This is a genomic window from Streptomyces sp. NPDC006643, assembly GCF_042870175.1.
Taxonomy (GTDB): domain Bacteria; phylum Actinomycetota; class Actinomycetes; order Streptomycetales; family Streptomycetaceae; genus Streptomyces.
The window spans coordinates 1-12,086 of sequence record NZ_JBIAHA010000026.1 but is presented as its reverse complement, the minus strand read 5'-3'; the positions used below and the strand labels follow the sequence as shown (position 1 = coordinate 12,086).

Annotated in this window: 12 protein-coding genes; 4 read left to right on the top strand and 8 right to left on the bottom strand. The window is 70.1% G+C overall.

Going from position 1 to position 12,086, the window contains the following annotated elements; translation table 11 throughout:
• The first annotated feature begins 36 nt into the window (after positions 1-36).
• Together ACFYNU_RS30365 and ACFYNU_RS30360 are read left to right on the top strand one after the other, a co-directional pair.
• A complete protein-coding gene (locus ACFYNU_RS30365; protein ID WP_356592744.1) occupies positions 37-1,173 on the top strand; it encodes an LLM class flavin-dependent oxidoreductase in 1,137 nt (378 codons plus the stop codon).
• Between the two features lie 44 nt (positions 1,174-1,217).
• Entirely contained in the window at positions 1,218-1,838 is a 621-nt protein-coding gene (locus ACFYNU_RS30360; RefSeq protein ID WP_356592546.1) for a CE1759 family FMN reductase, read from the top strand.
• Positions 1,839-1,863: 25 nt separating this feature from the next.
• Here the strand turns inward: ACFYNU_RS30360 and ACFYNU_RS30355 are convergent, their stop codons facing one another.
• The 3 genes from ACFYNU_RS30355 to ACFYNU_RS30345 are packed head-to-tail and all read right to left on the bottom strand — an operon-like array spanning position 1,864 to position 4,457.
• A complete protein-coding gene (locus ACFYNU_RS30355; RefSeq protein ID WP_356592544.1) occupies positions 1,864-3,078 on the bottom strand; it encodes an NAD(P)/FAD-dependent oxidoreductase in 1,215 nt (404 codons plus the stop codon).
• Complete coding sequence (locus tag ACFYNU_RS30350) at positions 3,075-3,788, bottom strand: TetR/AcrR family transcriptional regulator C-terminal domain-containing protein (RefSeq protein WP_356592542.1); 714 nt, start codon at positions 3,786-3,788, stop codon at positions 3,075-3,077. Before ACFYNU_RS30350 ends, ACFYNU_RS30355 begins: the two co-directional genes overlap by 4 nt.
• Positions 3,789-3,839: 51 nt before the next feature.
• Entirely contained in the window at positions 3,840-4,457 is a 618-nt protein-coding gene (locus ACFYNU_RS30345) for a TetR/AcrR family transcriptional regulator (RefSeq protein ID WP_356592742.1), read from the bottom strand.
• Positions 4,458-4,594: 137 nt separating this feature from the next.
• Between ACFYNU_RS30345 and ACFYNU_RS30340 the strand changes: the two genes are divergently transcribed.
• Positions 4,595-5,467 (top strand): ergot alkaloid biosynthesis protein, encoded by an 873-nt coding sequence (locus ACFYNU_RS30340; RefSeq protein ID WP_356592540.1) that lies wholly within the window; start codon positions 4,595-4,597, stop codon positions 5,465-5,467.
• Positions 5,468-5,553: 86 nt separating this feature from the next.
• Here ACFYNU_RS30340 and ACFYNU_RS30335 read toward each other — a convergent pair whose 3' ends face one another.
• From ACFYNU_RS30335 to ACFYNU_RS30315, 5 genes are all read right to left on the bottom strand, one after another.
• Positions 5,554-6,432, bottom strand: coding sequence for a geranyl diphosphate 2-C-methyltransferase (locus ACFYNU_RS30335; protein WP_356592538.1), 879 nt, complete (start codon positions 6,430-6,432; stop codon positions 5,554-5,556).
• A 15-nt stretch (positions 6,433-6,447) separates the two neighbouring features.
• On the bottom strand, positions 6,448-7,686 hold the full coding sequence (locus ACFYNU_RS30330; protein WP_356592536.1) for a family 2 encapsulin nanocompartment cargo protein terpene cyclase: 1,239 nt from the start codon (positions 7,684-7,686) through the stop codon (positions 6,448-6,450).
• A gap of 41 nt (positions 7,687-7,727) precedes the next feature.
• Positions 7,728-9,137, bottom strand: coding sequence for a family 2B encapsulin nanocompartment shell protein (locus ACFYNU_RS30325; RefSeq protein WP_356592534.1), 1,410 nt, complete (start codon positions 9,135-9,137; stop codon positions 7,728-7,730).
• A gap of 207 nt (positions 9,138-9,344) precedes the next feature.
• Positions 9,345-10,145 (bottom strand): GNAT family N-acetyltransferase, encoded by an 801-nt coding sequence (locus tag ACFYNU_RS30320; RefSeq protein WP_356592740.1) that lies wholly within the window; start codon positions 10,143-10,145, stop codon positions 9,345-9,347.
• Positions 10,146-10,262: 117 nt separating this feature from the next.
• The gene (locus tag ACFYNU_RS30315; protein WP_356592532.1) at positions 10,263-11,225 is read right to left on the bottom strand and encodes a threo-3-hydroxy-L-aspartate ammonia-lyase; all 963 of its coding nucleotides are present in this window, start codon (positions 11,223-11,225) and stop codon (positions 10,263-10,265) included.
• 126 nt (positions 11,226-11,351) lie between these two features.
• Between ACFYNU_RS30315 and ACFYNU_RS30310 the strand changes: the two genes are divergently transcribed.
• Positions 11,352-12,005 carry a helix-turn-helix transcriptional regulator gene (locus ACFYNU_RS30310; RefSeq protein WP_356592530.1) on the top strand — a complete coding sequence of 218 codons (654 nt, stop codon included), beginning with the start codon at positions 11,352-11,354 and terminating at the stop codon, positions 12,003-12,005.
• The last annotated feature ends 81 nt before the right edge of the window (positions 12,006-12,086 follow it).

The following is a 12,086-nucleotide window of genomic DNA, read 5'->3' as shown; positions in this document are numbered from 1 at the left end:
GCCGCGAGGCAGGGAGGTGTCAGTGACATGACCGGGATGCAGTTCGGCATATTCACCGTCGGTGACGTGACCCCCGACCCGACGACCGGCAGTGCCCCCACGGAGGCGGAGCGTATCCGGGCCACCGTGACCGTGGCCCGTAAGGCGGAGGAGGTCGGCCTCGACGTCTTCGCCACCGGCGAGCACCACAACCCGCCCTTCGTGCCCTCCTCCCCCACCACCCTGCTCGGCTATATCGCCGGACAGACCGAGCGGATCATCCTGTCGACATCGACCACGCTCATCACCACGAACGACCCCGTCAAGATCGCCGAGGACTTCAGCGTCCTCCAGCATCTGTCCGGCGGCCGGACCGATGTGATGCTGGGGCGCGGAAACACCGGGCCGGTCTATCCGTGGTTCGGCCAGGACATCCGCCAGGCCGTCCCCCTGACCGTCGAGCACTACGACCTGCTGCGCAGGCTGTGGCGCGAGGAGGTGGTCGACTGGGAGGGGAAGCTGCGCTCGCCGCTCCAGGGCTTCACCCTCGCTCCCCGTCCGCTGGACGGAATCCCGCCCTTCGTGTGGCACGGCTCCATCCGCACCCCCGAGGTCGCGGAGTTGGCCGCCTATTACGGAGACGGCTTCTTCGCCAACCACATCTTCTGGCCGGCGTCACACACCCAGAAGATGGTGGAGATGTACCGGAAGCGCTTCGCGCACTACGGGCACGGCACACCCGAGTCCGCCGTCGTCGGCCTGGGCGGACAGGTGTTCATGCGTCCCAACAGCCAGGACGCGGTACGGGAGTTCCGGCCGTACTTCGACAACGCGCCCGTGTACGGGCACGGGCCGTCCCTGGAGGAGTTCAGCTCGCTCACCCCCCTGACCGTCGGCTCCCCGCAGCAGGTGATCGAGAAGACGCTGGGCTTCCGGGAGTACGCGGGCGACTACCAGCGTCAGTTGTTCCTCCTCGACCACGCGGGGCTGCCGCTCAAGACGGTGCTGGAGCAGCTGGACCTGCTGGGGGAAGAGGTCGTGCCGGTGCTGCGCAAGGAGTTCGCCGTCGGCAGGTCGCCGGAGGCACCGGCGGCCCCCACCCATCAGTCGCTGCTGCGCGAGCGGGACGAGCGCGACGCGAAGGAAACCAAGGACGCGAAGGACATGAAGGACACGAAGGACGCGTCCGGCTGAGCCGTAATCCCTGTATCCCGGAGAGAAGTCGGAGGTCGGATGACGTGACGACCAGAATCACGATCATCACCGGCGGACTGCGCGAACCGTCTTCGACGCGCATGCTCGCCAACCGCCTGGAGGCGGCCGTACGGACCCAACTCACCGCCGCCGGCAGCACGGTGGAGTCCTCGTTCGTCGAACTGCGCCCGCTGGGACACGCGATCATCGACGCGATGTTCAGCGGATTCCCGGCCGCGCCGCTGGAGGAGGCGTTCGGCACGGTCGCGGACGCCGACGGGGTCATCGCGGTCACACCCGCGTTCAACGCTTCCTTCAGCGGTCTGTTCAAGTCCTTCTTCGACGTGCTCCCGGAGGAGACGCTGTCGGACATGCCCGTGCTCATGGGAGCGACGGGCGGCACCGAACGGCACTCGCTCGTCCTCGAACACGCGCTGCGGCCGATGTTCTCGTATCTGCACGCCATCGTGTCGTCGCGGGGTGTGTACGCCGCCACCGACGACTTCGGCTCCCAGTCTGACGGCACGGTCCTGGGCGACCGCATCACGGCCGCCGCGACCGACTACGCCCGTCTGGTCCGGGGCTGCGGCCCCCACCGGCGGCGCGACGCGTTCGGCGAAGGCGCCGCCGCCATGGAACAGCTCCTGGGCCGGGACCGGTCCTGACGAGGCCCGCCGGACCGGCGGGCCGTCACCGCACCTCGTCGAACTGGGCGAACATGTCGAGAAGCGGCTGGGGCGCGCTCCTGTCGAAGAGGGCGTCCAGACCCTCGGCGGACTCCCGCGCCGTCTTCTCGGAGCGCGGGAAGAGGATGGCTTCGTACGCCGTCAGTGCCGCCTCCGTGTCACCGGGGTGCTCGGCCAGGCAGCGGCCGAGATCCGCGCCGTCGATCAGGGCGCCGTTGGCTCCCTCTCCCGCGAAGGGGGACATCAGATGGGCCGCGTCGCCGAGGAGCGTCGTTCCCGGGACCCGGGGCCAGCGGTGCACGATCGGCAGCGCGTGGATATGGCGGGGCACGAGCGGGCCGTCGGCCTCGGTGATCAGATCGCGCAGGGCGGGGGCCCAGCCGCCGAAGTGCTTCAGCAACTCCGCCTTCACGGTGCCGGCTTCCGGGCCGGTGCTGGTGCCCGAGCCGACGCCCCTGCCCGTGCCCGGGTCGGTGCCCGTGCCCGGGTCGGTGAAGTTCAAGCTCCCCAGCCATGTCTCGTCGGCGCGCAGCGCCACGTAGATGTGCAGGCTGCCGTCCGTCTCACGGTGCGCGAGGAACCCCTTGTCGTCGCCGAGCGCGAGGCACATGCCGCCGCCGATCAGCTCCGCGCTCCCGGGGTGGCGCTCGTCCGCGTCGAACAGGTCGAGTTCGACGAAGGAGATCCCGGTGTAGGCAGGGGTCTGCGCCGACACCAGGGGCCGTACGCGGGACCAGGCGCCGTCGGCGCCGACCAGCAGGTCAGTGGTGAACACCTCGCCGTCGGCCAGGGTCACCTCGTGTCTGCCGTCACCCAGCGCACGGCACGAGACGGCTTTGGCGTTCCAGCGGACGGTGCCCTCCGGCAGGGAGGAGACCAGCAGATCACGCAGGTCGCCCCGGTCGATCTCGGGACGCCCTCCCGTACCGTCGTCCTTGTCCTCGCGCAGGACGCGCGCGTGCTTGTCGAGGACCCGCATCTCCTGGCCGCCGGGGTGCACCTTGGCCAGGAAGTCCTCGTGCAACCGGGCCTCGCGCAGCGCGACTTGGCCGCTCTCCTCGTGGATGTCGAGCATGCCGCCCTGGGTCCGCGCGGTCGGGGACGCCTCCAGGTCGAAGACGGTGGCGTCGATGCCGTGCACGTGCAGGACGCGGGCGAGGGTCAGTCCGCCGAGGCCGCCGCCGATGACGGCGATCGGGTGGTGGGTGGGTGTGGTCATGGGGCTGCTCCTTCTTCCGGGGTGTGCGGGCGAGGCGTGGCCAGCGCTCCGTTGACGACCGTGTGGAACATCCAGCTCAGGCGTTGCCGCGGGGTACCGGATACCAGGTCGTCGGCGAGCGCGGCGATACGCGGGTGGGTGTCGGCCGACACCTCGTGCAGGGTGCGGGCGAGCGCGTTGTGCTCGTCCTCGGCGTGGGTGTCCTCGGTGCGTGTGGACTGCTCGGCGGCGGTGGCGGTGGCCACCTGGAGCAGCACGTCCACGCCCCAGGCGGCCTGGCCCCCGGGCACGCCGCCCTCGTCCAGCAGGGAGAGAACCGCCTCCACCAGCGCGAGGTAGTTCGCGCCGGAGGGCCGGGCCACGAGTGCGGAGCGGGCGAGGGCCGGATACTCGAACAGGACGCGCGTGTAGGAGATGAGGACCGACGCGAGCCGGTCCCGCCACTCCCCCGCCGCCGTCACCGGCCGCAGATCGACCGCGCCGAGGAACTCCTCCAGGATCGCGGCGTGCAGCTCCGCCGTATTGGCGACGTAGACGTACAGGGACGCGGGCCCCGTGTCCAGCTCCTTCGCGAGGCGGCGCATGGTGACGCGCTCAAGGCCCTCGGACCGCATGATCCGTACGGCTTCCGCGACTATGCCCTGTCGGCTCAGCGCGGGCTTGGCCGGCCGCTCGCGGCGACTTCGGGGGGCGGGGGGACGAGAGGTCATACCCGGAAGCGTAACGAACATGTTCGTCACGAACAAGTTCGGTCGGTTCGGTCAGCTCGGAGGGGCGCCGACATCCAGGACCTTGGCCGTGAAGGACGCCAGGTCCGCCCGCATCCGCTCACGCGACACGCCCTGCCGGCCGGCGAGGTGCTCGACCAGGTCGGCGCGGACGGCGGCGAGCAGCGCGTGGGCGGTGAAGTCGCCGCCCGAGAAGCCGGGGATCTGGTCGAGTACGGCCTGGAGCGTGCTGTGCCACCGCTGGTAGTGCGCGGCCTGGTACGGGCTGTCGCCGCCGATCCCTTCGAGGGCCAGGGCGAGATGGCGGTTGTCGAGCTTGAAGCACAGGACGGCGTCGAGCAGGGCGGGTACGCGCCGAAGCGGCGGGGTGCGGGGGCCCAGTGGTGGCGGACCTTCCTCGATGGCGGTCGCGACGGGTTCGAGCCTCGCCGCGTAGAGCGCGTGGATCAGGCCGGTGCGGTCGCCGAAGGCGCGGAACAGCGTCGCCTTGCCGACGCCGGCCGCCGCCGCGATGTCGGCCATGGTGACCGATTCGGGGCTCTCGCAGCGGGCGAAGAGGTCGTCGGCGGCGGAGAGGGCGGCGGCCCGGTTGCGGGCCGCGTCCTTGCGCGGTTTGCGCTCGGGCGCCGACCCGGAAGTCGACTCGGCCACCGGGTCGGGCACTGGACCGGACGCCTGATCGGGCACTGACACGAGGTTCCTCCCGTTGCTTGCTAAGCGGACCGGGGGTCCGTATCGTGCAACGAGAAGCGGACCCCCGGTCCGTATCGTACTGAACGGAGTTCCCCGTGCCCACAGACACGACGCCGACACCGGAACCGCCGAGCACGACCGGCACCACTCTGGTCATCGGCGCCACCGGCACCACCGGCAGCCGCGTCGTCGCCCAACTCACGGCGGGCGGGCACCGCGTGACCGCCGCGAGCCGGCGCGCCGGCCCCGTGGCCGGGGCCCGGAGCGTCCGCTTCGACTGGGACGACCCCGCGACGTACGACACCGCCCTCAGCGGCACGGACCGGGTCTATCTCGTCGCGCCGCCCGGCTCCCTGGAACCGGCCGCGGTCGCGCTGCCCTTCCTCGACCGGGCCCGCGCCTCCGGCGTGCGCCGCGCCGTACTGCTCAGCTCCTCGGCGATCACGGCCGGCGGCCCGGCCATGGGACAGATCCACCAGGCACTGCCCGGCCTGTTCGCCGAATGGGCGGTGCTGCGGCCCTCGTGGTTCATGCAGAACTTCACCGGCGACCAGCCGCACGCGCTGAGCGTCCGGGCGGACGGCACCATCCTGACGGCCACCGGCGAGGGCCGAGTCGGGTTTGTCGACGCCGACGACATCGCCGCCGTCGCCGTACACGCGCTGACCGCCGCGAAGGCCCCGAACAGCGATCTGGTCATCACCGGTCCGCAGGCGCTGAGTTACGACGAGGTGGCCGCCGTCCTCTCCGCCGTCATGGGCCGGACCGTCACCCACCGACAGCTGACGTACGAGCAGATGCGCGACCGGCTGGCCTCGGCGATGCCCGCCGAGTACGCGGCGATGCTCGCCGGCCTGGACCGTTCCATCGCGGAGGGGGCGGAGGACAGGACCACCGACACGGTCCGGCGCCTCACCGGCCGCCCGGCGGGGACCTTCCGCGCCTTCGCCGAGCGGGAGTTGACCTGACCCGCCGCTACTTCTCGGTGCGGCTCTCCGTACGGCGCCGGGTCCGGATCGGGGTCCGGACCCGGCCCGGACAAGGTCAGACCAGGTCAGACCCGGTCGGCCGCGATCAGGAGGTACTGGAAGGAGCCGTCCTTGTACGAGTTGATGAACGCCTCCTCGATACCGGTGACCAGCGACGACGTGGCCCGCAGTTCCCAGTAGGGCAGGGTGTCGGGGGTCAGGTCGATGATGGCCTGCGGTACGAGACGGTTGTCCGCCATGGCCTTCAGATACTCGCGGCGGGAGTGGATGTTGCACTCGAAGTGCGCGTTGATCTGGGAGACCCACTTCGACGGCTGCCCGTAACGCGGGTTCCAGCAGCCGGTGATGGTCACATACCGGCCGCCGACCTTGAGGACGCGGGAGTGCTCGGCGAAGAGGTCGTCCAGGTCGACGTACATGCTCGACTCGTTGTTCCACGAGCCCGCGGCCTGCCCCGTCTCGAAGGGCGTGTCGAGCATGTTGCACACCCGGGCCCGGACATGGTCCTCGATGCCGAGTTCCTGGGCACGGCGGTTGGCGAACTCGGCCTGTTTGGCCGACAGGGTGACGCCCTCCACCGTGCAGCCGAACCGCTGGTGGGCCATGACCATCGAACCGCCCCGGCCGCAGCCGGCGTCCATGAGCGTGTCGTCACGCCCGATGGAGCCGAGCTGCCCCAGGAGCACTTCGGCCTGGGCGGACTCCAGCCGGTGCAGCTCGGCGATCAGCCGCTTCTCGTACCCGCTGTCGCCAGGGTCTCCGAGGGCGGTGTGGTCGATGTCGCCGACGCCGTAGTGGTGGTGGTAGAGCCCGTCGACGTCACCGAGACGCAGATTCACGGGCCTGGCCTCACCGTCCCAGTAGCGGGCGATGTCACCCTGGTACGGCGACGCCGGGGCGGGGATGTACACGGACGTGCCGTTGCTGAGCTGGGTGCTGGTCACTGTGAAATGCGCTCCTTACCAGAAATCGGGCAGGCTGTATCGATAGGTGTTGGTCTGGTGCCAGTAGTGGTTGCCGTCGACCCATACGGCCACTCCCCGTAGGAAGCGCAGCACGCTCGGGACGGGACAGGCGGCGGCCAGCGCGGCGGCCTCGGCTTCGAAGTCGCGCATGAGGTCGTTGTGGACCTCGACCGCCTTCAGATAGCCGTCGCGGTCGGACACACCGTCACGGTCGGCGATCACCACGGGCAGATTCAGGTGCCGGCCTGGGCTGTTGAGTTCCTTGGTGTACGAGTAAAGGTCGTTCACGATCGTGGTGGCGTTGCCGGCGAGCGCGATGACCCGTTGCATGGCGGGCTGGGCGTGCAGGTCGGCGGGCAGTTCGTAACCGCCGACGGTGTCGGTGATCGTGGGGCAGGGGCGGAAGTTGTTGAACTGGCGCATCGCCAGGTACTCCCACACCTCGGGCATGTGGTCGGTCTCGGCCCATGCCGCCTCGGCGAGATAACCCAGATGGAGACGGGCCATGTCGTGCCGGTACCGGTCGGCCTGCGAGGGGGTGGACTGGCGGCAGAAGTACTCCATGGCGGAGCGGTAGGCGCGCCGGGGTCCGTCGGACCGCAGCGACTCCTCCCACTGCGGCTCGTAGTCCTTCGTCGTGTGCAGCGGGTCGAGAGCCGTGTGTGCCAGCAGCAGACGGCCGCCGAGCCCCACGGGTGAGCCGCCGTGATCCTCGCAGTAGCAGTCGTCGACCGCGTTCTCGGCGACCATCAGCCGAGTGGCGATCATCAGATGGTCGACGGTGGGGGCGTCCGGGTGGCAGGCGACCATGTAGCTCCCGACGGAGAAGCCGTCGAACTGGTCCTGCCACTCGGGCGGGAAGGCCTGGACCTCGTCCACCGCCCACGTCCTGATCCTGCGGCCGACCTCCGCCACCCGTGCCGGATCGGGCTCCGGCACCGGGTGGTGGTAGAGCCCCGGGATGGGGCTGCCCGCCGCCGGGGTCCCGGGCTCCGGAGAGGCCGAGGGCTCCGGGACGGTGCCGGCGCGTGCCGCGAGAAACGATTCGGCAGAAGGCAGTTCCGCGGCAGACGGTTCGGCGGAAGACAGTCCGGCGGGAGGCAGTTCGGCGGGAGCCGGAGGTTCCGTCTGTCGGCCCAGACGCAGGCTCGCTGTGCCAAGACCGCTGGGGCCGCCCAGGATCCGTGCCAGGGCGGGGCTCGGTTGCAGAGGGGAAGGCCCGGGGTCGGGCATCCGTGACTCCTTGGTGAAAGTGGTTGAGGAGCGTGCCGTCCCTAACGTGTGCGGGCGATCTGCACGTTCTCCAGCACCCCGAGGGCGTCGGGCACCAGGACGGCGGCGGAGTAGTAGGTGCTGACGAGGTAGGAGATGATCGCCTGCTCGCTGATGCCCATGAAGCGGACCGACAGGCCCGGTTCGTACTCGTCCGGCAGTCCGGTCTGGCGCAGCCCGATGACGCCCTGGTTGTCCTCGCCGGTGCGCATGGCGATGATCGAGCTGGTCTTCTCCTTGGTGATGGGGATCTTGCCGCAGGGCAGGATCGGTACGCCGCGCCAGGCCGGGACCTGCTGGCCGCCGAGGTCGACATGGTCCGGGTAGAGCCCGCGGCTGTTGAGCTCACGGCCGATCGCGGCGATCGTCTTCGGGTGGGCGAGGAGGACCTTGGTGCCCCGGCGGCGGCAGAGCAGTTCGTCCAGATCGTCCGGGGTGGGCGGCCCGGAGTGGGGCTGGATGCGCTGTTTGAAGTCGGCGTTGTGGAGGAGGCCGAACTCGCGGTTGTTGACCAGCTCGTACTCCTGGCGCTCGCGCAATGCCTCGATGGTGAGCCTGAGTTGCTCCTCGGTCTGGTTCATCGGCCCGTTGTAGAGGTCGGCGACCCTGGTGTGGATGCGGAGAACGGTCTGCGCGACGGACAGTTCGTACTCGCGCGGCTTCAACTCGTAGTCCACGAACGCGCCGGGCAGCGCGACCTCGCCGGTGTGGCCGGCCGACATCGCGATCTCGGCCTCGCCGTGCCGGTTCTGCCGCTGAAGGGGCAGTGAGCTGAACCGGCTGATATGGGTCTGGAGGGCCGGCGCCGAGGACATCACGGCGGCGAAGTCGGCGCGGGACAGTGTGAGCAGGGTGCCGCCGGTCTCGGCGGTGGCGGTGTAGTCCCACGTCGCGTCGTCGTCCAGCAGCGCGTTCTCGCCGAAGTGGTCGCCGTCGGCGAGGACGGCGACGTCCAGTTCGTCGCCGTACTTGCCGACGGACGTCTGGTTGATCCGGCCGTGCGCGATGAGGTGGATCTGTTCGGCGGGCGTACCGCGCTCGACCAATGTCTCTCCGGCGCGGAAGTCGCGCTGGACGCAGCGGTCGGCGAGGGCGGTGAGCACGTCGACGTCGTCGAAGCCGGTCAGCAGGGCGAGTTCGCCCAGCTCGCGCGGGATGACCCGGACGCCGGCACCGTCCTGGACGAACTCCACGCGGCCGTCGCCGACGGTGTAGGTCAGCCGGCGGTTCACCCGGTAGGCGCCGCCCTTGGTCTCGACCCAGGGCAGTGTCCGCAGCAGCCACCGGGAGGTGATCTCCTGCATCTGCGGGGCGGACTTGGTGGTGGTGGCGAGATTCCGGGCAGCCGCGGTACCAAGGCTGGACTGCGGTGGTGACTCCGGCTGTGCTTCCGGGCTGCTGTCAACGGTCATCGGGGCGCGTTCTCCTTTGCGACGGCGGTCGATCCGCGGACCCGGCCGCGAGTCGCGGCCGGTCCGTCCAGATCGATGGGAACGCTAACGGCCGTCGCCCCCAACTCACCGCGAGAAGCGGCTGAGTTACCTCGATGCGGGGATCTTGTTCCACATAAGGTTTATCGGGCCGGTGGATGGTGTTCGAACGGCGGGCCCCACGTTCGGTCAGCCCTTCAGACTGTAGAAACGCACCGGAGAGTTCGGCCGGAAGCCGATACGCGGGTAGACCGGCGCCCCGGCGACGGTCGCGTGCAGCGTGGCGCGGGTCAGTCCGGTGGCGCGGGCCCCCTCGTACAGCGCCTTGCGTGTCACCGCCTCGCCGTAACCTCTGCGCTCCCACTTCGGGTCCGTGGCGACGAGCACCACGAACAGGCGGCCGTCGGCTTCCACCGTCCCCGCACAGGTCACCGGAGCCCCGTCACGCAGGCCGAGGTACGCGTGCACCTCGTTCTTCCAGAGCGCGGAGCCGGCGAGTCCGTCGCGGCCGTGCTCCGGATCGAAGCCGTAGGCACGTGAGTTGAGGTCGGCGTAGGCGAGCAGCTGTTCCTCGGTGCTCACGCGCTCGAACGTCAGGTCGGGGTGGTGCGGCTCGGGGATGGGGAGCAGGTCTCCGGCCATGCCGGTGCCGGGGAAGGCGTGTTCGAGGAGTGCCTGCCCGGCCGCTGTCTCCAGCGCCGCACGCGCCCCGTCGTCGAGAAGATCCTCGAAGACCCACAGGAAGCCGGGATGCTTCTTCGTACGCATGATGTCGGCGGCCTGGCGCAGCCGTTGCCCGAGCAGCTCCGTGTCGGCGCCGACATCGGTCAGTGTGACGCAGTTCCAGAAGGGGAACCGGCAGTCGGCCCAGCGGACGGCGATGCCGGGCAGATCGGACACGTCCGCGCCCGCGTCCCGGTCGAGCACCATGGCGCGCCAGACCGTGGCGAGCTGTTCCATCGATTCGATCGAGTCCGTCAGATCCGTCAGATCCGCATCCGCCACCGAGACTCCTCAACTTGCCGCGTCCGCCGCGCGGGTACGAGCTTCCGGAGTGGACAACGATCCCTCCTCGCCGTGGTTCCGCCTTCGCCGTGGCCCGGTGGGTCAGGTGGCCAGAAGTGACGCGTAGCGGTCGAGGTCGATGTTGCCGCCGCTGATGATCACCCCGACCCGTTGCCCGCGCAGCCGGGCGGCCAGGTCGCGGACTCCCGCGAACCCGAGGCAGCCGGTGGGCTCGACCACGATCTTCAGATAGGTGGCGAACACCCGCATGGCTTCGACCAGTTCGGTGTCGGTGGCGGTGTGGAAGTCGGCGACCTCACGGCGGATGACGTCGAACGTGAACGCGCCCAGATGCTGGGGCTGCGCGCCGTCGGCGATGGTCTTCGGGGTGTCGATATGGACGACGGAGCCCTGCCGGACGGACCGCGCCGCCTTGGCGCCGGCTTCGGGTTCGACGCCGTACAGCCGGCAGTGCGGCGACAGGGCCTTCGCGGACAGAGCGGAGCCGGAGAGCAGACCGCCGCCGCCGAGGGGTACGAACAGGGCGTCCAGATCGCCGGCCTCTTCGAAGAGTTCCTTGGCCGCGGTGCCCTGGCCCGCGATGACGTGCGGGTGGTCGTACGGCGGGATCAGCGTCAGACCTCGTTCGGCGGCCAGTGCGCGGCCGATCTCTTCCCGGTCCTCGGTGTAGCGGTCGTACGTGACGACCTGTCCCCCGTACCCCTTGGTCGCGGCGACCTTCGCGGCGGGCGCGTCGTGCGGCATCACGATCGTGGCGGGCATGCCCAGCAGTTGGGCGGAGAGGGCGACCGCCTGGGCGTGATTGCCCGAGGAGAAGGCGACCGCCCCGGCACGCCGCTGCTCGGGTGTGAACCGCGACAGGGCGTTGAAAGCGCCACGGAACTTGAAGGCGCCGACGCGCTGGAAGTTCTCGCACTTGAACACCACCTCGACGCCGAGCTGTTCGTCGATGAGGCGCGAGCGCAGTACGGGGGTGCGGTGCGCGTACGGCGCGATGCGCGTGGCCGCGTCCTGGACGTCGTCGTAGGTCGGCGACTGAGGCATCTGCTGCTTCCCTTCCCGGGCCGGAATGACCGGACATCGATCTGGACTATACGTCCACGCTATAGACTTCCCGTCCAAGCCGGAAGAGAGATTCGGAAGAGAGCGGAAGAGAGAGGGAGGTACCGCGTGTCCGACACATCAGGCGACGCGATCCTGGCCGCGCTGATGCCGGTCGTGGACGGGCTGGCGGCCACGTTCGGCCCGTCGTGCGAGGTCGTCCTGCACGACTACCGGCGGGGCGACCAGTCGGTGGTGGCGGTGGCGGGGCAGGTGACCGGGCGGCGGGTCGGCGGGGCGCTGAGCGAGATCGGGCTCTCCGTGCTCGCCAAGGGCGAGGAAGCGACCAACGATCTGAACTACCTGTCGCGCGGCCCGGACGGCCGCGTGCTCAAGTCGTCGACGATGCCGCTGCGGGACGCGACGGGCCAGGTCTTCGGCGCGCTGTGCGTGAACATCGACGTGACGGCCCTGCGCGACGCGGCCGACGTCCTGTCCGCGCTCGCCGGCACCGCGCCGGTCGAACTTCCGGCCACCACGTTCACGAACGACTTCGAAGAGGTCGTCGACGCTGTCGTACGCACCGAACAGCTCGCCCGGGGCAAGCCGTTCGACGCTCTCACCCGCGCCGAACGGCTCGGCCTGGTCGGAGCCCTCGACCGGCGGGGCGTGTTCAAGATGCGCAACGCGGTGCCGCGCGTCGCCGAACGGCTGGGGGTCTCCCGATCCGGCCTGTACGCGGACCTGGCGGCCTACCGCGAGAGCCGACCGGACACCCCCTAGGGCGTGTCCGCAAAGTCGCGTCTGGCTCTCGACGCCTGGCACGCACGCTCGCCGCGTTGTCGGAGTCATCCACGTACGTCC